This is a genomic window from Bradyrhizobium agreste (assembly GCF_016031625.1).
Lineage (GTDB): Bacteria > Pseudomonadota > Alphaproteobacteria > Rhizobiales > Xanthobacteraceae > Bradyrhizobium > Bradyrhizobium agreste.
On record NZ_JACCHP010000007.1, the window covers coordinates 43,495 to 69,944 of the forward strand.

General features: G+C 63.3%; 25 protein-coding genes, 1 tRNA gene and 2 pseudogenes. 15 read left to right on the forward strand and 13 right to left on the reverse strand.

The features are described from left to right. The 6 genes and pseudogenes from HZZ13_RS11720 to HZZ13_RS11750 all read right to left on the reverse strand — a co-directional run bounded on the left by HZZ13_RS11720 (position 1) and on the right by HZZ13_RS11750 (position 4,778). Positions 1-444: a hypothetical protein gene (locus HZZ13_RS11720; RefSeq protein WP_197959765.1), complete on the reverse strand. Its 444-nt coding sequence runs from the start codon at positions 442-444 to the stop codon at positions 1-3. 453 nt (positions 445-897) lie between these two features. Further along, on the reverse strand, positions 898-1,365 hold the full coding sequence (locus tag HZZ13_RS11730; protein ID WP_197959766.1) for a MarR family winged helix-turn-helix transcriptional regulator: 468 nt from the start codon (positions 1,363-1,365) through the stop codon (positions 898-900). Positions 1,366-1,391: 26 nt separating this feature from the next. Beyond that, positions 1,392-3,002, reverse strand: a complete 1,611-nt coding sequence (locus HZZ13_RS11735; RefSeq protein WP_197959767.1) for an acyl-CoA synthetase — start codon at positions 3,000-3,002, stop codon at positions 1,392-1,394. A 189-nt stretch (positions 3,003-3,191) separates the two neighbouring features. After that, positions 3,192-3,464, reverse strand: a pseudogene (locus HZZ13_RS11740) (alpha/beta fold hydrolase); the annotation flags it as partial. A 98-nt stretch (positions 3,465-3,562) separates the two neighbouring features. Continuing rightward, positions 3,563-4,018, reverse strand: a complete 456-nt coding sequence (locus HZZ13_RS11745; protein ID WP_197959768.1) for a GatB/YqeY domain-containing protein — start codon at positions 4,016-4,018, stop codon at positions 3,563-3,565. Positions 4,019-4,076: 58 nt separating this feature from the next. Further along, entirely contained in the window at positions 4,077-4,778 is a 702-nt protein-coding gene (locus HZZ13_RS11750) for an alpha/beta fold hydrolase (RefSeq protein WP_197959769.1), read from the reverse strand. Positions 4,779-4,924: 146 nt separating this feature from the next. On the opposite strand from HZZ13_RS11750, the gene carA reads away from it, so the two are divergent. Both carA and HZZ13_RS11760 read left to right on the forward strand, forming a co-directional pair. Beyond that, complete coding sequence (gene carA / locus HZZ13_RS11755; protein ID WP_197959770.1) at positions 4,925-6,115, forward strand: glutamine-hydrolyzing carbamoyl-phosphate synthase small subunit; 1,191 nt, start codon at positions 4,925-4,927, stop codon at positions 6,113-6,115. A 201-nt stretch (positions 6,116-6,316) separates the two neighbouring features. Beyond that, positions 6,317-6,674, forward strand: a pseudogene (locus HZZ13_RS11760) (hypothetical protein). Positions 6,675-6,813: 139 nt separating this feature from the next. Here HZZ13_RS11760 and HZZ13_RS11765 read toward each other — a convergent pair. Next, on the reverse strand, positions 6,814-7,338 hold the full coding sequence (locus tag HZZ13_RS11765) for a Dps family protein (RefSeq protein WP_197959771.1): 525 nt from the start codon (positions 7,336-7,338) through the stop codon (positions 6,814-6,816). A gap of 113 nt (positions 7,339-7,451) precedes the next feature. Here HZZ13_RS11765 and HZZ13_RS11770 point away from each other — a divergent pair, with 113 nt between their 5' ends. Beyond that, positions 7,452-8,153 (forward strand): class I SAM-dependent methyltransferase, encoded by a 702-nt coding sequence (locus HZZ13_RS11770; protein WP_197959772.1) that lies wholly within the window; start codon positions 7,452-7,454, stop codon positions 8,151-8,153. A gap of 54 nt (positions 8,154-8,207) precedes the next feature. Then, a tRNA-OTHER gene (locus tag HZZ13_RS11775) sits at positions 8,208-8,283 on the forward strand. Between the two features lie 216 nt (positions 8,284-8,499). On the opposite strand, the gene HZZ13_RS11780 is transcribed toward HZZ13_RS11775, so the two are convergent. Then, the gene (locus HZZ13_RS11780) at positions 8,500-8,877 is read right to left on the reverse strand and encodes an ArsR/SmtB family transcription factor (protein ID WP_197959773.1); all 378 of its coding nucleotides are present in this window, start codon (positions 8,875-8,877) and stop codon (positions 8,500-8,502) included. Positions 8,878-8,990: 113 nt separating this feature from the next. On the opposite strand from HZZ13_RS11780, the gene HZZ13_RS11785 reads away from it, so the two are divergent. From HZZ13_RS11785 to greA, 3 genes are all read left to right on the forward strand, one after another. Next, on the forward strand, positions 8,991-10,160 hold the full coding sequence (locus HZZ13_RS11785; protein WP_197959774.1) for an MFS transporter: 1,170 nt from the start codon (positions 8,991-8,993) through the stop codon (positions 10,158-10,160). Between the two features lie 142 nt (positions 10,161-10,302). Beyond that, positions 10,303-13,767, forward strand: a complete 3,465-nt coding sequence (gene carB, locus HZZ13_RS11790) for a carbamoyl-phosphate synthase large subunit (RefSeq protein WP_197959775.1) — start codon at positions 10,303-10,305, stop codon at positions 13,765-13,767. Between the two features lie 216 nt (positions 13,768-13,983). Further along, positions 13,984-14,457, forward strand: a complete 474-nt coding sequence (gene greA, locus HZZ13_RS11795) for a transcription elongation factor GreA (RefSeq protein ID WP_035710309.1) — start codon at positions 13,984-13,986, stop codon at positions 14,455-14,457. Positions 14,458-14,682: 225 nt separating this feature from the next. On the opposite strand, the gene HZZ13_RS11800 is transcribed toward greA, so the two are convergent. Further along, a complete protein-coding gene (locus tag HZZ13_RS11800) occupies positions 14,683-15,162 on the reverse strand; it encodes an Lrp/AsnC family transcriptional regulator (RefSeq protein WP_008135853.1) in 480 nt (159 codons plus the stop codon). A gap of 266 nt (positions 15,163-15,428) precedes the next feature. Here HZZ13_RS11800 and trxB point away from each other — a divergent pair, with 266 nt between their 5' ends. From trxB to HZZ13_RS11825, 5 genes are all read left to right on the forward strand, one after another. Further along, positions 15,429-16,394: a thioredoxin-disulfide reductase gene (gene trxB, locus HZZ13_RS11805; RefSeq protein WP_197959776.1), complete on the forward strand. Its 966-nt coding sequence runs from the start codon at positions 15,429-15,431 to the stop codon at positions 16,392-16,394. 4 nt (positions 16,395-16,398) lie between these two features. Beyond that, positions 16,399-17,322, forward strand: a complete 924-nt coding sequence (locus HZZ13_RS11810; protein ID WP_162500129.1) for a LysR family transcriptional regulator — start codon at positions 16,399-16,401, stop codon at positions 17,320-17,322. 460 nt (positions 17,323-17,782) lie between these two features. Then, on the forward strand, positions 17,783-18,691 hold the full coding sequence (locus HZZ13_RS11815; protein ID WP_197959777.1) for a 4-hydroxy-tetrahydrodipicolinate synthase family protein: 909 nt from the start codon (positions 17,783-17,785) through the stop codon (positions 18,689-18,691). A 251-nt stretch (positions 18,692-18,942) separates the two neighbouring features. Then, positions 18,943-19,098 carry a hypothetical protein gene (locus HZZ13_RS11820; RefSeq protein ID WP_197960153.1) on the forward strand — a complete coding sequence of 52 codons (156 nt, stop codon included), beginning with the start codon at positions 18,943-18,945 and terminating at the stop codon, positions 19,096-19,098. A 95-nt stretch (positions 19,099-19,193) separates the two neighbouring features. Continuing rightward, complete coding sequence (locus tag HZZ13_RS11825; protein ID WP_197959778.1) at positions 19,194-19,373, forward strand: hypothetical protein; 180 nt, start codon at positions 19,194-19,196, stop codon at positions 19,371-19,373. 72 nt (positions 19,374-19,445) lie between these two features. Here HZZ13_RS11825 and HZZ13_RS11830 read toward each other — a convergent pair whose 3' ends face one another. Next, positions 19,446-20,123 carry an AAA family ATPase gene (locus HZZ13_RS11830; protein ID WP_100233799.1) on the reverse strand — a complete coding sequence of 226 codons (678 nt, stop codon included), beginning with the start codon at positions 20,121-20,123 and terminating at the stop codon, positions 19,446-19,448. Positions 20,124-20,462: 339 nt separating this feature from the next. Next, on the reverse strand, positions 20,463-20,825 hold the full coding sequence (locus HZZ13_RS11835; protein ID WP_197959779.1) for a hypothetical protein: 363 nt from the start codon (positions 20,823-20,825) through the stop codon (positions 20,463-20,465). A gap of 369 nt (positions 20,826-21,194) precedes the next feature. On the opposite strand from HZZ13_RS11835, the gene HZZ13_RS11840 reads away from it, so the two are divergent. After that, positions 21,195-22,361 (forward strand): CaiB/BaiF CoA transferase family protein, encoded by a 1,167-nt coding sequence (locus HZZ13_RS11840; protein WP_197959780.1) that lies wholly within the window; start codon positions 21,195-21,197, stop codon positions 22,359-22,361. A gap of 2 nt (positions 22,362-22,363) precedes the next feature. Continuing rightward, entirely contained in the window at positions 22,364-23,287 is a 924-nt protein-coding gene (locus HZZ13_RS11845) for an HpcH/HpaI aldolase/citrate lyase family protein (protein ID WP_197959781.1), read from the forward strand. 880 nt (positions 23,288-24,167) lie between these two features. Here HZZ13_RS11845 and HZZ13_RS11850 read toward each other — a convergent pair. Beyond that, positions 24,168-24,386, reverse strand: a complete 219-nt coding sequence (locus HZZ13_RS11850; RefSeq protein WP_246504395.1) for a PRC-barrel domain containing protein — start codon at positions 24,384-24,386, stop codon at positions 24,168-24,170. Positions 24,387-24,678: 292 nt separating this feature from the next. Between HZZ13_RS11850 and HZZ13_RS11855 the strand changes: the two genes are divergently transcribed. Next, positions 24,679-24,993 carry a hypothetical protein gene (locus tag HZZ13_RS11855; protein ID WP_197959782.1) on the forward strand — a complete coding sequence of 105 codons (315 nt, stop codon included), beginning with the start codon at positions 24,679-24,681 and terminating at the stop codon, positions 24,991-24,993. A gap of 15 nt (positions 24,994-25,008) precedes the next feature. Here HZZ13_RS11855 and HZZ13_RS11860 read toward each other — a convergent pair whose 3' ends face one another. Further along, a complete protein-coding gene (locus tag HZZ13_RS11860) occupies positions 25,009-25,773 on the reverse strand; it encodes a C39 family peptidase (RefSeq protein ID WP_197959783.1) in 765 nt (254 codons plus the stop codon). Positions 25,774-26,450 lie beyond the last annotated feature (677 nt).

A 26,450-nucleotide genomic window follows, 5' to 3' on the forward strand; every position in this document is an offset into this window, starting at 1 on the left:
TCAGGAGGCGATCGCGAGCTGCAGCGCCACTGCGAGATTGGCCGCGAACAGAGCCGCATCGATGACAAAGATCCGGAGCATCGGGCCCTTCAACACCGGCCAATAGGCGACCCCGACGCGGCCGCCCCGCATCAGCACCGGGACGTTATAGGCGAACTGGCTGAAATGGCAGGCGGCGAAGAACAGGAACAGCGCGAGCTGCGCTTCGACCGGTTGGAAGAAGGAAGGACGGACGGCCAGAAGATAGAGCGACAGGAGCCCGATCGGCAGATTCATCCCGCCAAGGAACGCGACGCTCGCCGCAAGGGTCGGCGCGATCGGATTGCTGCGCTCCTCTCGCGGCAGCAGGATCTTCAACGTGTTGGTCTGCGCTATGCTGAACTGGATGAACGCCCCGACGAACCAGAGCGTGTTGAGGAGCAGGACGATATCCGAAAATCGCATGGCTATTCCCGTAAAAGGCTTCACTGCGCACCACGCGGCCCGCATCGTCGAAGTCCATGAATTCGCTGGCGCGCGTGTCGTCCAATTGCCACCACACCGTCAGGCGCGCGATCGCCTCGTCCCAGCTCCAGGCCAGGATCTTCAGATCGGCACTTCTGATGTGGCCATAGGCTTTCCGCCAGTAGGCGCGGATGTTCTCGGCGCCGGTAACGGTCGGAGACCCCGTCAGGGTGAGAGCGAGAGGGCTGCGCATCTGCGCATCGTCGGCGAAATGGGCGATGACCGCGTCGATATCCACCCTGCACCAATTTGCGCACCATGCCGCGACAAAGCTTGCGGCGGCCGCGCGGTCCATTGCCAGTCCGCTCACGACACGGATCCTCCCCTTGGCTTGTGGCCGGGAAGGTGGCAAAGCGCGCCCCTCATGTCAACTATGTTGACTTGAGATTTCCATCAATTGTTGTCGGCGATCGCCTCCATCACGCCCATCCATCCCGCCGCACCGCTCGCTCCGACGCGCGCGAACGCCTCGCGTAGGACCTGGCGCTCGTGGTCCGAGGCCCGTTGCTCGATGCGCCGCCCCGCTTCCGTCAGGCGCAGCAATTTCGAGCGGTGCTGCTCCGGCGAGCGCTTCGAGGTCAGCAGCTTGCGCTCCACGAGCAGATTGAGCGGCCGGTTGAGGGCCTGCTTGGAAATGCCGAGGATCTCGATCAGCGCGCCGATGGCGATGTCGGGCCGGCGCGCCACCACGTAGAGGATGCGATGGTGCGGACGCGACAGGCCCTGCTTGGCAAGATATGCATCGGCCTCCAATGTCATGCCGCGCCAGCCGTAGTACATGAGCTCCAGCGCCGCATCGAGCTCGTGCAGCTTTGCAAGCGAGGCGCGGTGAAGCCCCGCGGCTTGAGACGGTTTTGCCATCGTCGGAAGCTAGCCCTTGTAGGAAGTCAGCCTTTGGCCCGCAGCTCGCGGCGCAGCACCTTGCCGGTCGCCGTCATCGGCAGCGTCTCGGCGAATTCGACGAAGCGCGGATATTCGTGCGCGGCGAGCTGCACCTTGACGAACTCCTGAATCTCGCGCGCGAGCGCATCACTGCCGGTAAAGCCTGGACGCAGCACGATCCAGGCCTTGATCGATTCGGTGCGGATCGGATCGGGAATGCCGACCACCGCAGCCATTGCCACCGACGGATGTTTCATCAGCGTGTGCTCGATCTCGGAGGGGCCGACGCGGTAGCCGGCCGTGGTGATGACGTCGTCCTCGCGACTGACGTACCAGAAATAGCCGTCCTCGTCCTGCACGCCGAGATCGCCGGTGAGCAGGAAGTCGCCGGCATATTTCTTCGCCGTCGCTTCCGGATTGCGCCAATATTCGAGCATGGTGACGGGGCATGGCTGGCGCACGCCGATGATGCCGCGCTGACCACGCGGCAATTCCTCGCCCTTGTCGTTGACGATGCGGACATCGAAGCCCGGCGTCGCCTTGCCCATCGCACCGGGACGGATCGGAAACAGGTTGGAGTTGCTGCCGATCACGAGGTTGCATTCGGTCTGGCCGAACACCTCGTGTGCGTCGATGCCAAAGGTCTCGCGCACCCAGCCGAGCAATTCACCGCCGAGCGATTCGCCTCCGGTGAAGATGCTGCGCAGCTTCACGCCGGAATGCTTGACGCCGGCCTGCCGCATCAGCTTGAGCGCCGTCGGCGGCAGGAAGACGTTGCGGACGGAAAGATCGGCCATCATCTGCATCGCCGCCTGCGGCTCGAATTTTCGCGCGCGATGGCCGACCAGGGGAATGCCGTGGTACCAGAACGCGAGCAGGCCGTTGATGAGCCCGCCGATCCAGGCCCAATCGGCCGGCGTCCACATGAGATCGCCGGGCCTGGGCAAGAAGTTGTGGCACATCTCCACATTCGGCAGATGGCCGAGCACGACACGATGCGCATGCAGCGCGCCCTTGGGATTGCCCGTCGTGCCCGAGGTGTAGATGATCAGCGCGGGATCGTCGGCCGAGGTGTCGACGTTTGCAAAATCCTCGGACGCAGTTTCGATCGCTGGCCAGAATGGCTTTGCGCCGGCGTGGACGGCGCCGCTTGTGACATAGATATCCTGCAGATAGGGCAGCCGATCGCGGATATTCGTCAGCTTCTCCCAGCCAGCCTCATCGGTGATGATGGCTCTTGCTTGCGAATTCGACAGGCGGAATTCCAGCGCGTCCTCGCCGAACAGGGCGAACAGCGGGACCGAGATCATGCCGGAGCGAAACGCCGCCATATGCACGATCGGCAATTCCAGCGACTGCGACAGGAACACCGCGACGCGGTCGCCGCGGACAAGCCCGTCCGCCTTCAGCACATTGGCGAAGCGGCGCGACATCTCGGCGACCTCATCGAAGGTGGTGCGGCTGGTGGCGCCGGTCTCGTCGACATAGATCAGCGCGAGCCGGCCGGTGCCGTCGGCATGGCGATCGCAGCACACCTCCGCGATGTTGAAGCGCGCGGGGATATCCCAACGGAAATTGCGGACGAGCTCGTCGTAGGTTGCGGCTTCGGTCAGCATGGGCTTGGTCGTTTCCCGGTGTCTCGTTGTTATGGCCCAGTCTAGAGCTGTGAATGCTCGGAACAAGAGCCCGCGACGTCATTCCGGGGCGACGCGTCAGCGTCGAGCCCGGAATCCATTGAGCAACGTTCGCTGCGGCCCGATGGATTCCGGGTTCGCCCTACGGGCGCCCCGGAATGACAGCGGGGTTCATCGCACAGTCGCAAAAAACTTTCTGACATCCTGCACGAACGGCTCCGGCTGCTCGAAGGCGGCGAAGTGACCGCCTTTCTCCATCTCGCTCCAATGCGTGATGGCATGGAAGTTCGGCTCCATCCAGCGCCGCACCGGCGTGATGATCTCCTTCGGAAACACCGCGACGCCCGTCGGCACCTTCACCACCGGCGTGGTGCGGCGCTTGCCAAAGCTCTCCCAATAGAGCCGCGCCGACGAGGTCGCCGTCTGCGTCGCCCAATAGAGCATGGGCGCGCGAAGCGCGAACCCGGAATCCATTTAGGCAACGGACTCAGCAGAGCGATGGATTCCGGGCTCGACGCTTCGCGTCGCCGCGGAATGACAGCTCAACTGGACAGCGCAGCCTTCACGAGACCAGACGCCTTGCCGAAATCCATCTGCCCCGCGTATTTCGCGCGCAGCACGGCAATCACCTTGCCCATGTCCTTCATGCCGCCCGCGCCCGTCTCGGCGATCGCATCCGCGATCGCCTTCCTCACGTCGTCCTCGGACATCTGCTTCGGCAGATACGCCGAGATCACCGCGATCTCCTCGCGCTCCTGCGCGGCAAGCTCGGCGCGGCCCCCCTTGTCGTAGAGCTCGACCGCCTCCTGGCGCTGCTTGATCATCTTCTGCAGCACCGCGAGGATGTCGGCGTCCGACAGCGGCGGCTTGCCACTGCCCCGCGCGTCGATGTCGGCGTTCTTGATGGTCGAGTTGACCATGCGCAGCGTAGACAGCTTGCGCTCGTCCTTGGCCTTCATGGCCTCCTTGACCGCATTGTTGATATCGTCGCGCAGCATGATCGTGATCCCTTCGATATGGACGCCTGATCTAGGCCCTTTGCGGCCGTCGCACAACCTAGCTCGCGAGCCATTCGGTGAGCGCCTGCACCGTCGCCTGCGGCTGTTCGGCTTGCGGCAGGTGCCCGCAGCGATCGAGGATCACGAGCCTGGCGCCGGCGATCCCCTCGGCCATTTCCTTCGAGAAGGCGTTTGGGATGGTGTTGTCGGCATCGCCCGTCAGCACCAGCGTCGGGCATGTGATCGTCGCCAGGGTCGGCCGCGAATCCACCCGTGCGATGATTGCGGTCTGCTGCCGCAGATAGCCTTCGACGCCGACGTCCTCGTCCTGCGCATGCACGAGCTTGAGAATCTCAGCGTCAACGCGCCGCGACGGATGCACGAGCTCCGGAAAACTCTCCTCGCGCAGGGCGCGCAGCTCGCCGCGTCTGGCGCGCTCCATCTGGCCAAGACGGCGTCCGGTTGCCTCCGGCGTGTCGGGCCGCGCCTGCGTGTTGATCAGCGCGAGCTTTGTCACGCGCTGGCTCGCCTGGCGCATGATCTCGAAGGCGATGTAGCCACCCATGGAATGGCCGGCGAGGGCGAAGCGCGGCGGCGCCTCGGCGAGGATGCGGCCTGCGATCGCAGCCATGCTGTCGTCGCGGATGTGGTTGGCGACCGTCACCGGCCCGAAACGCCAGAGCGCAGGGATCACGGGCGCATAGATCCGGGCCGAGGACGCCAGCCCCGGAACCAGCACAATGGGGGTGGTCTGGTCCATTATTGCCTCGCAAGCCCAGGAAATTGCCGGAAATTGTGCGGCCGAGCTTAAGGGCGGGAGAAGGCCTGTCAAATATGCAAAAACGCATGTGAATCCGGCCTCTCCCGCTTTGACGGGCGTGCGCGGGGAGACTATGAAACGCGCTCATGACACAACATGACAATGATCCCGCCTGGCCGGACCACAAACCGACCGCGCTCCTCGTGCTTGCCGACGGCACGGTGCTCGAGGGCTTTGGTCTCGGCGCCGAGGGCCACGCCGTCGGCGAGGTCTGCTTCAACACCGCGATGACCGGCTATGAGGAGATCCTGACCGATCCCTCCTATGCCGGCCAGCTCATCACCTTCACCTTCCCGCATATCGGCAATGTCGGTACCAACGACGAAGACATCGAGACGGTGAACATGGCGGCAACGCCCGGCGCTCGCGGCGTGATCCTGCGCACCGCGATCACCGATCCCTCGAATTATCGCGCCACCAAGCATCTCGACCAATGGCTCAGGGCCCGCGGCATCATCGGCCTCTCCGGCATCGATACCCGCGCGCTGACCGCGCTGATCCGCAGCAAGGGCATGCCCAACGCCGTGATCGCGCATTCCAGGACCGGCGAGTTCGACCTGCATGGCCTGAAGGAAGAAGCGCGCGAATGGCCGGGCCTCGAAGGCATGGACCTCGTGCCGATGGTCACGAGCGGTCAGCGCTTCACCTGGGACGAGACGCCTTGGGCCTGGGACAAGGGCTTTGGCCGGCAGGACAAGCCGGAGTTCAATGTCGTCGCCATCGACTACGGCATCAAGCGCAACATCCTGCGCCTGCTCGCCGGCGTCGGCTGCAAGGTGACGGTGGTGCCGGCAACGACCTCGTCCGAAGACATCCTCGCGATGAAGCCGGACGGCGTGTTCCTGTCGAACGGTCCGGGCGATCCGGCCGCGACCGGCAAATATGCGGTGCCCGTGATCCGCGACGTGATCAAGTCGGGCACGCCGACCTTCGGGATTTGTCTGGGCCACCAGATGCTCGGGCTCGCCGTCGGCGCCAGAACCAAGAAGATGCATCAGGGCCATCACGGCGCCAATCACCCGGTGAAGGACGAGACCACCGGCAAGGTCGAGATCACCTCGATGAACCATGGCTTTGCCGTGGACGAGACGACCCTGCCGAAGGGCGCGACGCAGACTCACATCTCGCTGTTCGACGGCTCCAATTGCGGCATCCAGCTCGACGGCAAGCCGGTGTTCTCCGTGCAATATCATCCCGAGGCCTCACCCGGCCCGCGCGACTCGCATTATCTGTTCCAGCGCTTCGCCGACCTGATGCGGCAGAGGAAGAGCGCGTAAGCCACGGTCTCGTGCCCCGGGCGCAGCGCAGCACGCCGCTCTTCGCGGCGTGATGCGCTGCTGAACCGGGGCCCACACCTCGGCACTCTGGGTCCCGGCTCTGCGACGCAGCGTTGCACGCTGCATCGCGTCCGGGACACGCCAGGAACGCACTGCAGGCAATGCCAGTTGATCCCTGCACCCTCTTGCAGGAGCACAGCCATGTCCGTCGTCCGCGACAAGGCCGAGCCGCTCGCCATCGTGTTCGAGGATGACGGGCTCGTGCCGAACAACATCCTTCCGTTCCTGGTCTACCAGGGCGTGGTGAAGCTCGATCCCAGGCGCCCGGAAGAGACCATCGAGAATCTATTCGAAGCGAACGACTGGGGCGGGACGTGGCGCAACGGCATTTACGACTATCTGCACTATCATGCGACGGTGCATGAAGTGCTCGGCGTCGCGCGCGGCAGCGCGCGGGTTCGCTTCTGCGAAAGCGCTGAAGACGATTCCGCAAGTGGCGCTGCCGCCGGCTGATCCCGTAACGGGGAAGGACGGGGCGCTGATGCGGTTGTGGCGGTAGCCACAAGCATGGTGCAGGAGGGTGAGTTAGCCGAAGGCGTAACCCACCTCTTCTGTTTCCGCGGACAGAGACAGTGGTGGGTTACGCCTGGCAGATGCGCTTCGCGCTTCTGCAAGGCTAACCCACCCTGCGCATCCCGTTACGCCTCGTTGGCGCCTTCCTGCCGGGTTGCTTCGAACAGGAACCAGGTCCGCCGCTCGGTCTCGTCGATGAAATTTTCCAGAATGCTGGCGCTGGCGACGTCGCCGGCCTCGTCGCAGACGTCGTGGGCCTTGCGCATCGCGGCTGCGACGTGCTTGTTGTCCTGCATCAGCTCGCGCAGCATTTCGCGCGGCGGGACGAAGTCCTCGTTATTGTCCTTGATGGTCTGGAGCTTTGCGACCTGGCCGATCGACTTCAGCGTGGTGCCGCCGATCTTGCGGACGCGCTCGGCGAGCTGATCGGTGGTGGCGAAGATCTGGTCGGACTGCTCGTCGAGCAGCAGGTGGTAATCCCGGAAATGGCGCCCGCTGATGTGCCAGTGGAAATTCTTGGTCTTGAGATAAAGCGCGAACGCGTCGGCCAGAAGCACGTTGAGCGCCTCAGAGACTTTCTTGACCCCATCGGGCGACAGATCGGTGGGGGTGTCGAGTTCGGGCGAGACCTTGTTGTTGGTTTTGCTCACGGGAGACCTTCCTGTTAGGACGCGGACATTGACGGCGCGCCGTCGCACCCCTAACGCAAGGCGGGCAGCGCCGGCTCCTCTTTGGGAACCGCTGGCCGGGACCTTCGAATACCATGGACGATTGGATCGATTATTACGACTCGACGCATACGATCTATGTCAGCAAGCTGCATCGCGACTTGCACTTCCAGATCATTGCGCGGGACATCATCGCCTACATCCCCTCGCCCGACGCGACGGTGCTGGACTATGCCTGCGGCGAGGCGCTGTCGGCGAGCCAGGTGGCAGCCGCCTGCGGCAAGCTGATCCTGGCCGAGCCCGCGCCGGGCGTGCGCGGCCGGCTGATCGCGCGGTTTGCCCCAAACACCAAGATCCGCGTCCGCTCGCTCGAGGACGTCCGCAAGATGCAGGATCAGACGATCGATCTCGTCGTCATGAACTCGGTCGCGCAATACATGACGCCTGACGAGCTCGATGCCGCGCTGCTCAACATCCGCCGCATCCTGAAACCCTCCGGCAAGCTGGTGCTGGGCGATATTCTACAGCCCAATGTCGGCATGGTCAGGGATGTGATGGCGCTGCTCGGCTTCGGCCTGCGCCACGGCTTCCTGAAGGACGCGCTGATCGGGCTGATCAGCACCGCGCTGTCGGATTATCGCCAGTTGCGCTCGCGCATCGGGCTGCAGCGCTACAGCGAGGACGAGATCACGGCCAAGCTGAAGGCGGCGGGTTTCGCCGTCCAGCGCGCCCACAGCAATATCGGCCACAACAGCTGGCGCATGACCTTCATCGCGCGGCCGCCTCTGGTCCGTTAAGCATAACAATTAGCCGTTGTGGCTTGTCGCACTGCAATCGGTAATGATCGCCGCGGCCCGGTGGCGGAAGCGTCTACGCGAGGGCGGTGCAACGCTCTACATCCTGGTTCAAATCCAGGCCGGGTCTCCAGCCTTCGCTGGCTCCGCCAGCTTCGGCTCGGCAAGCCCTTTCTGAAGGCTGCCTCGGCGAAGTCCGAAGGGCGAAGACGGGCACGCTTCGGCGGCCCCAAACAAAAACATCGAAAACAACCCCATGCACAGTAGACGGGATGGGCACTTGGATGCTCGCTGAACCTTGCGAAGACATTGATGCGCCGGGCAAATCAGCGACCCATGCGCAACCGTCTTATTTTCGGTCAACTTCGATCAAGTCGCAGCCGGAGACGAGCGGAAGCCGCTCCGCATCCTTGGCTGCGGAGCTGAGCACCGCATCGAGCAAGCCCGGGAAGCGCGCCTCCAGATCCTCGCGGCGCAGCCGCATGAAACGGTTGGTGCCGGCGACGCGCGTCTGCATCAAGCCGCATTCCCGCAGCTTGGCGAAGTGATAGGCGAGGTTGGACTTGCCGCTCAGCGCGCTGAAGTCGCTGCAGCGGAGTTCGCTGCTGACACGTTCCTGCTGGGCGAGCTGATAGACGATCGCCAGACGGATCGGATCGCTCAGGCAATCCAGGACCATCGGCAGCTCGATCTGCTCGCGGGTGGGATGGTGCGGCGTGCGGCTCATGCTCCGGGAATCATAGCGATGCGACGGCGATGTTCAATAGTTCTTGAACCGATTGACAGCGAAATCGCTTCGTTCGATAGTTCAATGAATCTTGAACATAGGGGTCCTTTCCAATGAGCGTGTTCTGGCTAGCCCTGGCGGCCTTCGCGATCGGCACCGAAGGCTTTGTCATCGCAGGGCTTTTGCCGGCGATCGCCACCGACCTTTCGATTTCCATCTCGGCCGCGGGCCAATTGGTTACGGCCTACGCCCTCACCTATGCGGTGGGCTCGCCCATCCTCGCAGTGGCGCTGAACAATATCGACCGCCGCACCGTGCTGGCCCTGGCGCTATCGACCTTCATCGCCGGCAACCTCGCCGCGATGGTCGCATCCAACTATGCCCTGCTGCTGGCCTCGCGGATGCTGATGGCCCTGGGCTCGGGGCTGTGCATGCCGACGGCGCTTGCCGTGTCCGTGGCGGTCGCCGCGCCGGAGCGGCGCGGCCGCGCGGTGGCACTCGTGACCGCGGGCCTCACGGTTGCGACCGTAATCGGCGTTCCCTTCGGCAATCTCGTCGGCAGCCTGTTCGGTTGGCGTGCAACCTTTGCCATGGTCGCCCTGATCGGCGCTGTCGCGCTCGCCGGCCTGCTGCTCGGCCTGCCACGCGGCCTGCCGCGCAATACGGCCTCGCTCGGCGAAAGGCTGGCGGTGGCGCGCCATCGCAACGTCGTGGTCGCACTGCTGATCACGATGTTGTGGGCACTGGGCGGCTTCACGGTCTTCACCTATTTCGCAGTCCCGCTGCGCGGCCTCGGCTTCGACGCCTCGCAGATCAGCCTTGCTCTGCTGGTGTTTGGCGGCGCGGCGGCAATCGGGAACATGCTGGGCGGCGTGCTGGCCGACCGGCTCGGCACGCTCGCGACCGCAGGCCTCGGGCTCGCCGGCATGGCGGGCGCCCTGATCCTGCATTCGCTGGTCCTGAAGCTGATGCCCGCACAGGCGCATTACGCAGTGCTCGGCGCCATCTTCCTCTGGGGCCTCTCGGGCTGGGCGTTCTATCCGGCCCAGATCGCCAGCATCATCCGGATCGAGCCGCAGGCGTCGATGATCGCGCTCTCGCTCAACGCCTCGTCGATGTATCTCGGCTTCGCCATCGGTGGCGCGCTCGGAGGCGCGGTGCTGGCCACCGTGTCGCCGAACGACCTCGGCTGGATCGGCGGAACGAGCGTTGCGGCCTCGCTTCTGGTGCACCTTGCCCGCGGCTGGCAGGGGCGGCCAAAACCCGTCAAAATTGCCGGTTGATGGGCGTTTTTCGGGGTTTCGCCGCTCCGAAAACTGGTCTAAGACCCACCCGCGCGCGAGGGAAGACCCCGCGCTCTCGCAAAAGGGACGCGCGGCAGGCGCGCCCTTTTTTTGTGCCCAAATTCCACTTCGGCGAGAGTTGATGCCCAAACGTACAGACATCACCACCATCCTGATCATCGGCGCCGGCCCCATCGTGATCGGCCAGGCCTGCGAGTTCGACTATTCGGGCACGCAGGCGGTCAAGACGCTGAAGGAAGAGGGCTACCGCATCGTCCTCGTCAATTCCAACCCGGCCACCATCATGACCGACCCGGAATTGGCCGATGCGACCTATATCGAGCCGATCACGCCCGAGATCGTTGCCAAGATCATCGAGAAGGAACGTCACGTCGTTCCCGGCGGCTTCGCGCTGCTGCCGACCATGGGCGGCCAGACCGCGCTGAACTGCGCGCTGTCGCTGCGCCGGCAGGGCACGCTGGAGAAATTCGACGTCGAGATGATCGGCGCCACCGCCGATGCCATCGACAAGGCCGAAGACCGCCAGCTATTCCGCAACGCCATGCAGAAGATCGGGCTGCAGACCCCGAAGTCGCGGCTTGCCAACGCCTCCGAGCTGAAGAAGTCGTTCCGCGACAAATATCTCGCCGAACGCGAGAAGCTGTCGGGCGCAGCGCTCGAAGAGCTCGACCGGCAATGGACCCTCGGCGAAGGCGACCGCCGCAAGCGCTATCAGGAATATGCGCTGGGACAGGCGATGATGGCGCTGTCCGAGATCGGCCTGCCCGCGATCATCCGTCCCTCCTTCACCATGGGCGGCACCGGCGGTGGCATCGCCTACAACAAGGAAGAGTTCCTCGACATCATCGAGCGCGGCCTCGACGCGTCTCCGACCAACGAAGTGCTGATCGAAGAATCCGTACTCGGCTGGAAGGAGTACGAGATGGAGGTGGTGCGCGACAAGAACGACAATTGCATCATCGTCTGCTCGATCGAGAACCTCGATCCGATGGGCGTGCACACCGGCGATTCCATCACGGTGGCGCCGGCGCTGACGCTGACGGACAAGGAATACCAGATCATGCGCGACGCCTCGCTGGCGGTGCTGCGTGAGATCGGGGTCGAGACCGGCGGCTCCAACGTGCAGTTCGGCGTCAATCCCGAGGACGGCCGCATGGTCGTGATCGAGATGAATCCGCGCGTGTCGCGCTCCTCCGCGCTGGCCTCGAAAGCCACCGGCTTTCCGATCGCCAAAGTCGCCGCCAAGCTCGCGGTCGGCTACACGCTGGACGAGATTGCCAACGACATCACGGGCGGTGCGACGCCGGCCTCGTTCGAGCCGACCATCGACTACGTGGTCACCAAGGTGCCGCGGTTTGCCTTCGAGAAATTCCCGGGCGCCTCGGCCACGCTGACCACCTCGATGAAGTCGGTCGGCGAGGTCATGGCGATCGGCCGCACCTTCCAGGAAAGCCTGCAAAAGGCCCTGCGCGGTCTCGAGACCGGATTGACAGGCCTCGACGAGATCGAGATCGAGGGCCTCGGCCGCGACGACGACAAGAACGCGATCCGCGCCGCGCTTGGCACGCCGACGCCGAGCCGCATTCTCCAGGTCGCCCAGGCCATGCGCCTCGGCTGGTCGAACGAAGACATCTTCAACTCCTGCAAGATCGATCCGTGGTTCCTCGCCGAGATGCGCGGCATCGTCGAGATGGAGGAGAAGGTCAGGAAGAACCGCCTGCCTGGCAACGCCTTCGGCATGCGCACGCTGAAAGCCATGGGCTTCTCCGACGCGCGGCTCGCCGTGCTCGCCGGGACGACGGAGGCCGAGGTCAAGGCGAAGCGCCACGCGCTCGGCGTTCACCCGGTGTACAAGCGCATCGACACCTGCGCGGCCGAATTCGCCTCGCCCACCGCCTACATGTATTCGACCTATGAGGCGCCGTTTGCCGGCCTGCCCGCGGACGAGAGCACGCCGTCCGACAAGAAGAAGGTCATCATTCTCGGCGGCGGTCCCAATCGCATCGGCCAGGGCATCGAGTTCGACTATTGCTGCTGTCACGCCTGCTTCGCGCTGCACGACGCCGGCTACGAATCCATCATGGTCAACTGCAATCCGGAGACGGTGTCGACCGACTACGACACCGCCGACCGGCTCTATTTCGAGCCGCTCACCGCCGAGGACGTGCTGGAGATCATCGCCAAGGAACGCAGCAATGGCACGCTGCACGGCGTGATCGTGCAGTTCGGCGGCCAGACGCCGCTGAAGCTCGCGCGGGCGCTGGAAGCCGCCGAAGTGCCGATCCTCGGCACCTCGCCAGACGCCATCGACCTCGCCGAGGACCGCGACCGCTTCAAGCGCGTGCTCGACAAGCTGCGCCTCAAGCAGCCGAAGAACGGCATCGCCTATTCGGTCGAGCAGGCCCGCCTCGTCTCCGCCGATCTCGGCCTGCCGCTGGTGGTGCGCCCGTCCTACGTGCTCGGCGGCCGCGCGATGCAGATCATCCGCGAAGAGAACCAGCTCAACGATTATCTGCTCGGCACGCTGCCGGAGCTGGTGCCGGCCGACGTCAAGGCGCGCTATCCGAACGACAAGACCGGGCAGATCAACACCGTGCTCGGCAAGAACCCGCTGCTGTTCGACCGCTATCTGTCTGACGCCACCGAGATCGACGTCGACTGCCTCTGCGACGGCAAGGACACCTTCATCGTCGGCATCATGGAGCACATCGAGGAAGCCGGCATCCATTCCGGCGACAGCGCCTGCTCGTTGCCGCCGCACTCGCTCGATGCGAAAATGATCGAGGAGCTGGAGCGGCAGACCCGCGAGCTCGCGCTCGGCCTCGACGTCATCGGCCTGATGAACGTGCAATACGCCATCAAGGACGGCGAGATCTACGTGCTCGAGGTCAATCCGCGCGCCTCGCGGACCGTGCCGTTCGTCGCCAAGGTGATCGGCACGCCGGTCGCCAAGATCGCCGCGCGCATCATGGCCGGCGAGAAGCTCGCCGATTTCAAGCTGAAGAAGGCGACGCTCAAGCACGTCGGGGTCAAGGAATCGGTCTTCCCCTTCGCGCGCTTCCCCGGCGTCGACACCGTGCTCGGCCCCGAGATGCGCTCGACCGGCGAAGTCATGGGCATCGACCGCTCGTTTGCGGTCGCCTTCGCCAAGAGTCAGCTCGGCGGCGGCACGCGGGTGCCGCGCAAAGGCACTGTGTTCGTATCGGTGCGCGAAAGCGACAAGACGCGCATCGCCGATGCCGTGCGCGAATTGCATTCGCTCGGCTTCAAGGTGCTGGCCACCTCAGGCACTCAGCGCTTCCTGACCGACCAGGGCATCCCGACCGAGAAGGTGAACAAGGTGCTGGAAGGGCGGCCGCACATCGTCGATGCCATCACCAATGGCGACGTCCAGCTCGTCTTCAACACCACAGAAGGCCCGCAGGCGCTGGCCGACAGCCGCTCGCTGCGGCGCGCGGCCCTCTTGCATAAAGTGCCATATTACACCACTCTTTCCGGGGCCGTGGCGGCCGCGCAGGGCATCCGCGCCTATCTGGGCGGGGACCTTGAGGTTCGTACCCTGCAGAGCTACTTTTCGGAAACCTGATCGCTAGCGGCAGCGAAGCTTCCGCTAAGTGATTGGCAATGAAGCCACAATGGCCGGAGGAACTGTCCGGGCAGGTGGCAGTTCTGTTCCGGCGCCAAAGCCCATATCTGTCAAGGTCCGGCAACCCCTGCGTTGGGGCTCTGGAAGGACTGACGAATCAAGGTTGCGGCGCCCATCCGCATTTTTGGGGCGCACGATCGAAGGACGAGAGAGACGATGGAAAAGGTTCCGATGACCCAGGCCGGCTTTGTCGCGCTCGGGGAAGAATTGAAGCAGCGCCAGTCCGTGGACCGTCCGCGGATCATCGAGCATATCGCGGAGGCGCGCTCGCACGGAGACCTGTCGGAGAACGCGGAATATCATGCCGCGAAGGAAGAGCAGTCGCACAATGAGGGCCGCATCGCCGAGCTCGAGGACAAGCTCGCGCGTGCCGACATCATCGACATCTCCAAGCTCTCCGGCGACACCATCAAGTTCGGCGCTACCGTGACGCTGGTCGATGAGGACACCGAGAAGAAGACGGTGTGGCAGATCGTCGGCGAGGTCGAGGCGGACGCCAAGAAGGGCCGCATCTCGATCACCTCGCCGCTCGCGCGCGCATTGATCGGCAAGAAGAAGGGATCGACCGTCGAGGTCAATGCGCCAGGCGGCGCCAAGGCGTACGAGATCACCAAGGTGGAGTGGCGGTAAGGACCTGCCGCGGCTGAGTCAGCTAACGTTTCGAAGGGCCGCGCGATGCGCGGCCTTTTTGTTTGCTTCCGCGTCTCGTGTCCCGGACGAGCTGCAACGCCCTTCGCGTTGCTGCGCAGAGCCGGGACCCAGAGAGCAACACGGGAAGGCGGTGAGGTGGGCCCCGGCTCGCAGCGCATCGCCGAAGAGCGCTGCGCTGCGTCCGGGGCACGAGAACGCGCGCGCCTACCTTCTTCCCTTCACCTCGAGCGGCACGGCCGCCTCGTACTTCGAATTGTGCAGCACCAACGACGTGCGCACGTTGCGGACATGCGGTGCCGCGGTCAGGTGCGTGACGAAATCCTGGAAGGTCGCCATGTCGGGGGCGACGCATTTCAGGATGAAATCGACCTCGCCGGACAGCATCCAGCATTCCCGCACCAGGGGCTCGGCGCGGACGAACTCCTCGAAAGCGCGCAAATCCGCCTCGGCCTGGCTGGACAGGTGCACGGCGGCGAAAACCGTGACGTCGAAGCCCAGCTTGCGTGCGTCCAAGAGGCCGCGATACCCGTGGATGTAGCCCTCCTCCTCCAGCGCCCGCACCCGGCGCAGACAGGGCGGCGGCGAGATGCCGACCCGCTTGGCCAGCTCGACATTGGTGATTCGACCGTCGGCCTGGATCTCGGTGAGGATCTTCAGGTCGATCTCGTCTAGGTTCCGCGACACGTGATTGGAACTCCTGGCCTTTGCGGCGGCATTGAGTGATTTGGCGAAATCCTCATAGCCCAACCCGCACAGCTAGCGCAATTTTATTGCGCGTGCAGCGCAAGCCACTTTTGTTCCCTGTTGGAAAAAACCGCCGATAGGGAATGCAATTCTTGCATGGCTCGCCAGATTGCTTAGATTAGCTCTGATATTTCAGCGCCTCCGCGAGGCCTCCCGGCACATTCCGCGCCCGCGCTGCGAATCCCCCGTGAAAGGCGTCCATCGAAATGTCCGCTCCTGTTCATGCAAAGGTCGTCATCATCGGCTCCGGCCCGGCCGGCTATACCGCCGCGATCTACGCCGCGCGTGCGATGCTGGAGCCGATCCTGATCCAGGGCATCCAGCCCGGCGGGCAGCTCACCATCACAACCGACGTCGAGAACTATCCTGGCTTCGCCGACGTGATCCAGGGCCCCTGGCTGATGGAGCAGATGGAGAAGCAGGCGGTCCATGTCGGCACCAAGATCGTCACCGACCTGGTCACCAAGCTGGAGACGGCGCGGCGGCCGTTCCGCCTCACCTGCGACAGCGGCGACGTCTATCTCGCCGAGAGCGTGATCCTGGCCACCGGCGCGCAAGCGCGCTGGCTCGGGCTGCCGTCGGAAGCCAAGTTCCAGGGCGGCGGCGTGTCGGCCTGCGCCACCTGCGACGGCTTCTTCTACCGTGGCAAGGACGTGATCGTGGTCGGCGGCGGCAACACCGCGGTCGAGGAAGCCCTGTACCTCACCAACCATGCCTCGCAGGTCACGATCGTGCATCGTCGCGATCACTTCCGCGCCGAACGCATCCTGCAGGAGCGCCTGTTCAAGCATCCGAAGATCAAGGTGATCTGGGACGCCGCCGTCGACGAGATCTGCGGCACCGAGAACCCCAACAAGGTCACCCATGTCAGGCTCAAGAACGTCAAGACCGGCAGGCTCACGGACGTGAAGGCCGACGGCGTCTTCATCGCCATCGGGCATGCGCCGGCGACCGACCTCGTCAAGGATCAGGTCAAGCTGAAACCCTCGGGCTATATCGAGGTCGCCCCGAACTCGACCGCGACCTCGGTGCCCGGCCTGTTCGCCGCCGGCGACGTCGCCGACGAAACCTATCGCCAGGCCGTGACGGCCGCCGGCCTCGGCTGCATGGCCGCACTCGAAGCCGAACGTTTCTTGGCCCTTCGCGCCAGCGAGCGCGCGGCAGCGGAATAGAATCATGCCCCGAACACGCGATGGATTTACGGATATGGACTGGGACAAGCTGAAGGTGTTTCACGCCGCGGCGGAAGCGGGCAGCTTCACGCATGCGGGCGAGCAGCTCGGCTTGTCGCAATCGGCGGTGTCGCGCCAGGTCTCGGCACTGGAGCAGGAGCTCTCGGTCTCGCTGTTCCATCGCCACGCCCGCGGCCTGATCCTCACGGAGCAGGGCGACCTGTTGTTCCGCACGGCGCATGACGTGTTCATGCAGCTGCAGGCGGCGCGCGCCAAGCTGACCGACAGTCGCGAGCGGCCGAGCGGCGATCTCAAGATCACCACCACGCCCGGCGTCGGCATCAACTGGCTGATCCCGCGGCTCGGCGAATTCACCGCACTCTATCCCGAGATCCGCATCTCGCTGATCGTCACCGACGAGGAGCTCGATCTGTCGATGCGCGAGGCGGACGTTGCGATCCGCACCCGCAAGCCGACGCAACCGGACCTCATCCAGCGCAAGCTGTTCGCGATGGGCTTCCACGCCTATTGCTCGCCGGAATACATCAAGCGCTTCGGCACACCGCGCACGCTGGAGGAGCTCGACTCCCACCGTATCATCACGCTCGCCGACGGCAACTTCGCGCCGCACCTGCAGAACCGCAACTGGCTGATCGAGGCCGGGCGCAACGGCTCGGGTCCGCGCGAGGCCTATTTCAAGGTCAACAACATCCTCGGTCTCGTGCGCGCCTGTCAGCAGGGCCTCGGCATCGCCGCCCTGCCCGATTACTTGGTCGAGGAGCAGAGCAAGCTCGTGCAGCTGTTCGGCGAGTCGGATTCGATCCAGCTCGACACCTACTTCGTCTATCCCGAGGAGTTGAAGACGGTCGCGCGCGTGCAGGTGTTCCGCGACTTCGTGGTGAGCAAGGCGCAGCGCTGGCCGTCCTGATTTCCGCATGACTGACATGCGGCCTCGGCTGTTGCTGCAGGGCACTCGGCAAGCCCATAATGTTTGCACGCTGAGCCTTCGCGTTGCGCATTTGTCCCCCTCCTCCAGTGGCGCGGGAGTTCAGTAATCCCTCTTGGAAGGTGATTGTGTCGGCCTCACGTGGCCAATACCTAAGCCGGGCCCTCGGGTCCGGCTTTTTTTCGTCAAAATGTGGCTTCGCCCTCCGCGTGTATTGACAGTTCCACGCCTACCCGCCATCATTTGCCAATGATCACGAAGTCGTGCGCAATCTCGTTCGAGTCCATCGTCTCGAAAAAAGGCCCCCATCCCGGGGCCTCGGATCTTTGCGCGCGCTAGCCGACTTCGTCATCGCTGCAAATCTTCGAAAACCCCGCCGCCTGGACGGGGTTTTTTCATGTGCCCTCCGTCTCAGGCTTTTTCCCGAGAAGGAGATGGAAACATGACCGGACTACGAAATCACTTGCATGGGCTGTGGCTGCCGCTGGTGACGCCGTTCCAGGACGGCGCGCTGGATGAGACGTCGCTGCGGCGGCTGACGCGGCATTACGGCGCGCACGGCATCGACGGCTTCATCCTGGGTGCGACCTCGGGCGAAGGCATGACGCTGCGCGCGGCCGAGCTCGAACGTCTCGTCGCCGTGGTGCGCGAGGAGATGGCGGCCGGCGGCCGCAGCCTGCCGATCTGCCTCGGGTTGTCCGGCGCGGACACCTCGCGCCTGCAAGAGCGCCTCGACGAGACCGCGGACTGGCCGATCGACGGTTACCTGATCGCCAGTCCCTATTATGTGCGGCCGTCGCAGCGCGGCCTCTTGGCGCATTTCGAGACGCTCGCCGACCACGCGGCATGGCCGATCGCGCTCTACAACATTCCGTATCGCTGCGCGGTCAACATCACCAACCAGACCATGCTGCGGCTGGCCGAGCACAAGAACATTGTCGGCCTGAAGGATTGCGGCGCGAGCCGCGAGCAATCGATCGCGCTGCTGCGCGACCGGCCGAAGGGTTTTCGCGTGCTCACCGGCGAGGACGCCAATTATCTCGAGGCGCTCAGTGACGGCGCCGACGGCGGCATCGTGCTCTCGGCCCATGTCGAGACTGCAACGTTCGCGGCGATCTATAGCGAGCACAAGCGCGGCAACCACGATGCGGCGCAGGCGCGCTGGCACGAGGTCGCGGAGCTGACGCGGCTGTTGTTCGCCGAGCCGAGCCCGGCGCCGGCGAAGTACTGGCTGTGGCGATCCGGCCTGATCGACAGCCCGGAGGTGCGCTTGCCCATGGTGGAAGTGAGCAGCGAGCTCGCGGCGACGATCGATCGCGAGATCAAGCGACGGATGCAGGTCGCGGCGTAGCGGCTTCTCTCTACCCGCATGTCATTCCGGGGCGCGCGGAGCGCGAACCCGGAATCCATTCGTCCACCAACTCTGCTGCGCGATGGATTCCGGGTTCGCGACTTCGTCGCGCCCCGGAATGACGGACGCGAGGTGCTGTCCGCGTCCGTGGTTAACCGCGCACCAACGGCCTTCGCAGCTGCCGCAAGGTGCATCCACGTCTCGTTTACGTAACCGCGCCTATCGTTCTGCCCAAAGTTACCGAAGGGGGAATGACCATGGGGTATCGCAACCGGCCTACGGCCGCGAGCCAGTTCGCGCCCGCCGATCTCTTGCAGGGAATTCTCCTCGTCTCGTCGTTCGGGTTCTGGGCCGTGATGCTCGGCCTGATGCCGGTGCTGCTGTTTCGCGTCTGGCTGGTCGGCTGAGGCCGGCGCGCGGGATGGTTAATCCGGGGTAGCACCTGTGTTCAAAATGCACCGGCAGATGCGATCCGGATCTTAAAACATCGCTGTTATCACTGATGCCCATAAGCGAAGAAATCGCGGGGGCGTTTGTGAATAGTCAGAATGAAGTGGCGTCGCATTTCGACGCCGGACAGCAGGGCTTTAGCACCGAGGACATTCTCTGGGCGGCCGGCATCTGGTCGGTGATCCTGACCCTGTCGCCGGTCATCGTGTTCTACATGCTGATGGTGGCGTGAGTGAAAGCTTAGAAACGCAAAACGCGCGGACATTCCCGCGCGTTTTTCGCCATTCGAAATGACCAATGAAAATTAAGCTGCCTGCTTGTGCATTGCGCCGGAGGCCGACGCGGTGCCGCGAATAGCCTTCACCGAACGCTCGATCGCCGCCCAGAGTCTTGCGATTTCCTGAGCCGCACGGCTCTCGGCCTGATATTCGCGCGCGCCTTCGCCATGGCTGAGCGCCATCAGCAGATCCGAACGATTGGTGATCTGGCCGCCCCACACCGGAGCGCGGAATTTCGCCAGAGCTTCGCGGGCGATGGTGACGATCGGGCTTTCGGCATCGTCGCGGCGCGCCGGCGCACCGTTGAGCACGACCGCGTAGGGCTTGCGCGCGGCGCGGCACATCTGGATGGTTTCCTGCACCGCGTTGACGTCGAACACGCCGGGACGCGCCGGAATGATCACCATGGTCGCGTTGCGGATCGCGTCGTCGACGACGGCCGACAGGTTCGGCGGCGTGTCGATCAACACCCATTCATAACCGTCGCGCTTGGCCGCGGAGACGATGCCGCTGACGGAGTTGACGGCAGCCTTGATCGGCGGCTCGTTGGTGCCGCGCAGCTTGTGCCACAGCGTGAGCGAACCTTGCGGATCCGCGTCCACCAGCATGACCTGCTTGCTCGCCTTGATCTGCGCGGCAAGATGCGCGGCGAGGGTACTCTTGCCCGAACCGCCTTTACGTGATGCAAAAACAATAACGTTCATACCTTCGGCCTCCAGATTGACCCCAGGCCACGAAAATGAATCAGCGCGCTGATTCGTGAAAGAAAAATTTGTCGCGAGCTGCGCGACCGCCACGAAATAACAAGACGTGTTGGCTTTTGAGTCACACTGCTTCGCAGGAGACCGACACGGGCCGCAGCGAAATGCCGCTCGTGCCAGCGTCGGTGCTTTTTTGAGCAACGCGTGGGACAAAGAGGAATGCAACCTTGCCGCGCAAACCTGTTCGCGCGCTTTTTTCAGGCGGGCGCCGGTCAATCGACGCAAAGCCTTTCGGCGCCGTGCGAACAAAACGAGTCCGCAGGCTGTCGCGAAGCCAGGCGCTCAGCCTTGGCTGGATTTCTTCTTCGTCGCCGGCTTGGCGGTCTTCTTCGCGGTCGTTGACGCCTTCTTGGGCGCGATGCTGGTCGGCTTGCCGGCACGGGCCTGGCCGGGCTCCGGGCCGCGGCGGAAGAACACCGCGCATTGCGGCGACAGCTGCGCCTTTTTCTTGATCATGCAGGCGGTGATGGCATCGACGTTCGGGATGAACTCGCTGCACAGCCGCATCGCATCCGGGGTGCAGGCCTGCTGCTCCTCCTGGGTGTAGGCGAAACCGGCGCGCGGCAGCGCCAGGATGGCCAGGGCAAGCGCGAGGCTTGCAACGGCCGAGGGCTTGGCAAAGGACTTGAAGCGAAACGCCGGCATCGATCCCCCCACATGACGAGTCGGCGCGAATGATGGGTGAACGGCGGTTCGTTGGCAACCGAGGGGGATTGCGAAAGCCGGCACGTGTGCGGTCTCGGCAACAGCGCGGGGTCAGGAGCCTCGGCAGTTCCGGGGGAACGCGACGACGACGCCGCTGTCGGGGCCCTCCAACACAAAACTGCGAAAACAACCCCATGCACAGTAGCCAAGTGCCGGCAATCGCTACGCTTTCATCTCTTAGGATTTAGCGAAACCCGGTTTGACTTGTCGGGCAAAACAGGGGCATCATGTCACCCTCAAGAAGATGCGCGTGGGGTGGCCGGCCTGTCACCTGCGCCGGTCGAAAAGCGCACAAGGGGAGGACATCGCATGACGGGGAATGAGGCGGAGCTGCCGCTGTCGGGCGTGACGGTGGTTTCGCTGGAGCAGGCGATCGCGGCGCCGCTGGCGAGCCGGCACCTCGCCGATTGGGGCGCGCGGGTGATCAAGATCGAGCGGCCGGGCACTGGGGATTTCTGCCGCGACTACGATCATGTGATGAACGGCCTGTCGAGCCAGTTCGTCTGGACCAATCGTTCCAAGGAAAGCCTTGCGATCGACATCAAGAGCCCCGAGAGCCGCAAGGTGCTCGACGCCCTGCTGCCGCGGGCGGACGTGTTCATCCAGAATCTGGCGCCCGGCGCGGCGGAGCGGCTCGGCCTCGATGCCGCGTCGCTGCTGCGCAAGCATCCGCGCCTGATCGCCTGCGACGTCTCGGGCTATGGCAGCGGCGGACCCTACAGCGACAAGAAGGCCTATGATCTCCTGGTGCAGTGCGAGGCCGGCGTGCTCGCCATCAACGGCACCGAAGCGGAGCCGGCCAAGGTCGGGCTTTCCGTGGTCGATATCGCCACCGGCATGTACATCCTGAACGGCGTCTTGATGGCTCTGTACGCCCGCGAGCGGACCGGCAAAGGCACGGCGTTCCAGGCCTCGCTGTTCGATTCCATCACGGACTGGATGAGCTATCCCGCGTTCTACACTGAGAGTACCGGCCGGCCGCTGCCGCGCACCGGCGCCAGGCATGCGACCATCGCACCTTACGGCCCGTTCCGTGTCGGCGACGGCACGACCGTCTTCTTCGGCATCCAGAACGACCGGGAATGGCGCTCGCTGTGCCGCATCGTGCTTGGCGATGCCGGCTTTGCCGACCATCCGAAGTTCCGCACCAATCCGCTGCGCATGCGGAACCGCGACGAGCTGCAGGCGCATATCGAGCAGCGCTTTGCATCCATGACCAGCGAGGAGGTGCTGCGGCTGCTGGACGAAGCTGCGATCGCCAATGCGCATCTGAATTCGGTCGAGGCCTTCCTGCAGCATGAGCAGCTGCATGCGCGCGCGCGGGTGAGAAGCGTGGGATCGCCGTGCGGACCGGTGATGAGCTTCCTGCCCGCGCTGACGATTCCGGGTGTGACGCCGCGGATGGACCCGGTGCCTGATGTCGGCGAGCATAACGAGGCCATCCTCGGCGAACTCGGCCTCGTTAAGGGAACGTGACAATGGCCTCGCAGCGCCCGACGCGGGCCTATCTCGCCGTTCCCGCGCATCGCGCCCGTCTCGTCGCCAAGGCTGCGGCATCATTGGCGGACGCGGTGTTCATGGATCTCGAAGACGCCGTGCCGCCAGCCGAGAAGGGCGTTGCGCTGGCGGAAGCCGCCCGCGCGCTGTCCTCGCTCGATTGGGGCAACAAGCACGTCGCGGTCAGGCTCAACGCCGTCGACAGCCCGTTCATCGCAGAGGAGATCCGCACCCTGGCGGCCCTGCCCCGGCCGGATGCTGTGATCGTGCCAAAGGCGGAGCGGGTGAGCGACATCGTCGCCCTCGCCGATCGCTTGCGCGCGGCCGCGCCGGATCGCGCCGCGCCTCTCGCCCTCGAGCTGCTGATCGAGACCGCGCTCGGCCTCGTCAATGTCGACGCGCTCGCCACGTGCCACGACAGCGTGGCCGCGCTGCATCTCGGCGTCGGCGATCTCGCGGCCTCGCTCGGCGCCCGCACCTCCGACATCGGCATCTCGCCGGATGGCTATCGCCACGTCGGTTCAGTGCAAAGCGGCTACGCCTCAGCGCCGCTCGACCTGTTCGCCTACCCGATGATGCGCCTGCTGGTCGCCGCCCGCGCGCGCGGACTGCGCGCCATCGACGGCCCCTGCGGCGCGTTCCGCGATGCAAGGCTCACGGAAAGCAGCGCGCAAAAGGCCGCGACGATGGGCTTTGACGGCAAGCAGGTCATCCATCCCGACCAGATCGAGCCGACGCTGCGCGCCTTCACACCGTCGGCCGAGGAGCTGGCCCAGGCGCGACGCGTCGTCGAGGCCATGGAGAGCGCGGAGGCGAACGGCCAGGGCGCGGTGACGCTGGACGGCAAGATGATCGACTACGCCAATGTGCGGATGGCGCGCCAGATCATCGAGCTGGGGTCGTAGGGGCGTTGGGGTTGAGTCCCCCTGCGGCGCATCCTTCGAGACGCCCGCTTCGCGGGCCCTCAGGATGAGGACGGCGTGCGCGGCAACAGTTTCGATGCGCAACCATGCTGCTGAGCCTTATCCTGAGGAGGCTGCGAGGCAGCCGTCTCGAAGGACTCAGCCTAGGCAGCCCAGTCCATGATCGCGTCGATGAAGGTCTGAGCCTGGCGGATCGCGTCGAGCCTCGTCGCACAGACACCGACCGACACTGTTCGGCCCTTTCCGACAGTCCACTTCCAACCAGCCGGGTAGCTCATCTCAACGACCGAGAAGCTTACACCGCGATGTTCCACGGAGAACCTCCGCTAACATGTTGCTGTGCCTGAAAAGGCTACTCCAAATGGCGAATTTGTCCAGCCGAACGCGAGGCCCACAATTCGCTCGCGCGGCCTGGATATAAGCGTTCAGGAGAGCGCATGGAGACTTTCCGGGAAACTCAAGCGGCTCGCATAGTATTGCGCGGGTTACGGTGACAGAGATTGCGGTGACAACATCGATGTCGCCCGATGTTGTGGAGTTTCGTGCACTGTCACCGTAACTCAGCGGCTAGCCGACGGCGAGCAGGTTCCATGAGAATTTGGCGCGCGAAATTGAAACCGCGTACTCCGCTCGTTGGTTGGAGAATAATAGAAACTGTTCTCGGAGATCCCCCCATGAGCGACCAGGATATGCTCATCCTGTCCGGATTGGCCGGCCTCGCGTGGTGGACGTACGTGTTTCTGCCGCTGGTCTTTTTCTATGGCTGAGGACGGATTGTCGCGATTCGCGTTATGCACTGCGGTGAGGTAGCTGCTTCGGTACTGCGCCTCGTGGGTGCTGGTAAGTCGCGAAACCGAGATGATCAGTTTTCGATGTGCTTCACCGTCGAGATCGGCCATCGACCTTCATGTCCGGCGACCGAGATGCGAAGCCCGTGCTCATCATCGAGATAGACGCCGTCAATTGTGCCGGCCTTGCCGTCGGTCAAGACGACGGCCCTGCCGATCAGTTCCTTCTCGGCAGCGTGCAATTCCCCCAGGATGTTCATGGCACGCCGATCGCCAGTGCTCGATGCGCTCATGCACGAAAAACCTACAGGTGCCGAGAAGTTTCCTGCGCGTAGGAATGCACTAAAGTGGTGCATGTGCCTGCATACTCTTTTTCGTTGACCGTCACGTGAGGCGTTGGAATGCTTTGATCGCCGCTCGTGCAGCGGCGCGGCTTTCGCAGGGCCGCTTTTTCCAATAATTACGGTGACAGTGCACAAAATAGGCCCTGACCAGCGCTTCAGATAGTGCGCAGTGCAGAGATTAGTGCACTGTCACCGTAATTCGTCGTTGGCTTGCTCCTGTTAGGGATCGCTGTTTTCCCGTGTGACCGGTTATCCGCAGGCTTTTTTTTCCCCAGCTCAACTTGGGTCGGCAGACTTTATCGTAAAAATACAACGGCTCGGACCTACGGGAACCAAGACTACTGAATTGATGATCGAGTCTGGCTTGTCAAAGTGGGCGAACGAATGGGACGCCCTAGATAAAGATATGCTCTATGCTCGTGCGCAGATTAGCTTAGAAAGAATGATGGAGGTGTATCCTTTTATTCCAAAGGAAAACCTCGCGACTTTCAGGAGGAAAGTTCTCGAATTCGAGAAAACGCGTTGCCGCCAAGGCAGCAAGGGTTGCTATGAATGACAGTGTGCAGCAGGCTCAATCGACTGTGATCGTTTCTTGCCAATCAATTCTACTGACAAAGTCACTGTAGCTAATGAGATATTGGCCCGTTTTCCTCAATGTACCATTTGCGCTTTCGTATGGCCTCATTCCTTGGCTCGAAAACGGATAGGGATCGTTCACTACGAGAAAGTCACCGTTCTGGTGATACCCCACGATTAACGCGACGTGCTCAGATGCACCAAAATGTTGGCCGGGAGCTCCGGGGTTGATGCCGGCTATGACGGGGCGCTCAGCATCTATCATATCGACGACCTCTTGCTGCCTTAGCGGTCGGTTTAGAATATCAGCCGCAATACGCGTCTTCGATTTGGCGAAAATCGGATACGTCTGCAGCACTTTCTTCAAATTCTGAGCGCTGCCCGCCGGCACGCTACAACGCTTGCAGTCGTACACGCACTCGGCATTCCCTGCCATTGCAGCAACTGATCCTACGATGCCACACTGCCATACTCCGACGGGACTAAGGTTCGGCACATCATACCAATCAAAAATCATTCCACTGACCGCGGCCCAGCACCAGACCGGACCTAACTGTATTTGTGGTGCGATACTTAGAACCCGATTTGAGCTTGCCAGCTGCGGACTTTTTGCGAAAGGCTTTTGCTTGTCAGGAGCCGTTGAAGTCGGCCAACCCGTCGAGCCTCCGGGCCATTCAGCCGCAGTTACGCCATCGCGGCAATCCACTGCGCAGGCCAGTAGAACGGAAAGGCCGCCTACGATCGCTGATTTACTCAACATCTTCATAATCCACGTACATTCTGAAAGACATTGTGGCCGGCGACGAATTGTCTTGCGGGGCATCTGACGAAACCGAGACCATGAATCGTTTGCCCTTTTTTGGATAGATGTGAAACGTTGAACGGACACTTCGATAAAGAGTGCCTTCAAAGAGTTCGCTCTTCGTGACCGCTGGATACTCTTTCACAGTATTGTTCGAATTGTCCACGTGCCGGCAATTGCGCACAGCACTTATGATGGCGTCGCGAGGTGGGCCCACCTCGGCCGCTTTGGCGAATTTCCATTGGCAGGCAAATTGGCTGCTAGATGACTCTTGATGTAACTCGATCTTACATCTGGTCGCGCCGCTCAAAACGAAGGTCGAGCCGAACTCGTCAGCCCTTTTCAAAGGCTCACTCTTCCAGTTTCTGTACCCTCGGGTTGCCTCCTGCAATATCTTGCCGATGTCGTCGCATACGTCAGCCTCACAAGCTGAGACCGAAAGCAAGAGGATTGGTATCCAGAGAGGAAGGCTTCGAACGTTCATCATCGCAATTCCAAAGAGTCGAGATTAAACCATGAGCGAGCAACGGACTCCGACGCAACTATTGGTATGCTATGAATAATTCCTTTCAAGCACAAGAAGCCTGAACGGTCGGTGTGTCCCAAGGCGTGGTGTAGCTGATCTGCAGAGCCGG

What these genes read in the sequence shown, in the direction of transcription:
- HZZ13_RS11810 (WP_162500129.1), top strand. Translation starts at nt 16,399, where the DNA reads ATGCCCCGAACACGCGATGGATTTACGGATATGGACTGGGACAAGCTG.
- carB (WP_197959775.1), top strand. Translation starts at nt 10,303, where the DNA reads ATGCCCAAACGTACAGACATCACCACCATCCTGATCATCGGCGCCGGC.
- carA (WP_197959770.1), top strand. Translation starts at nt 4,925, where the DNA reads ATGACACAACATGACAATGATCCCGCCTGGCCGGACCACAAACCGACC.
- HZZ13_RS11735 (WP_197959767.1), bottom strand. Translation starts at nt 3,002, where the DNA reads ATGCTGACCGAAGCCGCAACCTACGACGAGCTCGTCCGCAATTTCCGT.
- HZZ13_RS11730 (WP_197959766.1), bottom strand. Translation starts at nt 1,365, where the DNA reads ATGGCAAAACCGTCTCAAGCCGCGGGGCTTCACCGCGCCTCGCTTGCA.
- HZZ13_RS11750 (WP_197959769.1), bottom strand. Translation starts at nt 4,778, where the DNA reads ATGGACCAGACCACCCCCATTGTGCTGGTTCCGGGGCTGGCGTCCTCG.
- HZZ13_RS11815 (WP_197959777.1), top strand. Translation starts at nt 17,783, where the DNA reads ATGACCGGACTACGAAATCACTTGCATGGGCTGTGGCTGCCGCTGGTG.
- HZZ13_RS11785 (WP_197959774.1), top strand. Translation starts at nt 8,991, where the DNA reads ATGAGCGTGTTCTGGCTAGCCCTGGCGGCCTTCGCGATCGGCACCGAA.
- HZZ13_RS11825 (WP_197959778.1), top strand. Translation starts at nt 19,194, where the DNA reads ATGCCCATAAGCGAAGAAATCGCGGGGGCGTTTGTGAATAGTCAGAAT.
- HZZ13_RS11780 (WP_197959773.1), bottom strand. Translation starts at nt 8,877, where the DNA reads ATGAGCCGCACGCCGCACCATCCCACCCGCGAGCAGATCGAGCTGCCG.
- HZZ13_RS11840 (WP_197959780.1), top strand. Translation starts at nt 21,195, where the DNA reads ATGACGGGGAATGAGGCGGAGCTGCCGCTGTCGGGCGTGACGGTGGTT.
- HZZ13_RS11830 (WP_100233799.1), bottom strand. Translation starts at nt 20,123, where the DNA reads ATGAACGTTATTGTTTTTGCATCACGTAAAGGCGGTTCGGGCAAGAGT.
- HZZ13_RS11845 (WP_197959781.1), top strand. Translation starts at nt 22,364, where the DNA reads ATGGCCTCGCAGCGCCCGACGCGGGCCTATCTCGCCGTTCCCGCGCAT.
- HZZ13_RS11745 (WP_197959768.1), bottom strand. Translation starts at nt 4,018, where the DNA reads ATGCTGCGCGACGATATCAACAATGCGGTCAAGGAGGCCATGAAGGCC.
- HZZ13_RS11720 (WP_197959765.1), bottom strand. Translation starts at nt 444, where the DNA reads ATGCGATTTTCGGATATCGTCCTGCTCCTCAACACGCTCTGGTTCGTC.
- HZZ13_RS11850 (WP_246504395.1), bottom strand. Translation starts at nt 24,386, where the DNA reads ATGAGCGCATCGAGCACTGGCGATCGGCGTGCCATGAACATCCTGGGG.
- HZZ13_RS11860 (WP_197959783.1), bottom strand. Translation starts at nt 25,773, where the DNA reads ATGTTGAGTAAATCAGCGATCGTAGGCGGCCTTTCCGTTCTACTGGCC.
- HZZ13_RS11770 (WP_197959772.1), top strand. Translation starts at nt 7,452, where the DNA reads ATGGACGATTGGATCGATTATTACGACTCGACGCATACGATCTATGTC.
- HZZ13_RS11820 (WP_197960153.1), top strand. Translation starts at nt 18,943, where the DNA reads ATGACCATGGGGTATCGCAACCGGCCTACGGCCGCGAGCCAGTTCGCG.
- greA (WP_035710309.1), top strand. Translation starts at nt 13,984, where the DNA reads ATGGAAAAGGTTCCGATGACCCAGGCCGGCTTTGTCGCGCTCGGGGAA.
- HZZ13_RS11835 (WP_197959779.1), bottom strand. Translation starts at nt 20,825, where the DNA reads ATGCCGGCGTTTCGCTTCAAGTCCTTTGCCAAGCCCTCGGCCGTTGCA.
- trxB (WP_197959776.1), top strand. Translation starts at nt 15,429, where the DNA reads ATGTCCGCTCCTGTTCATGCAAAGGTCGTCATCATCGGCTCCGGCCCG.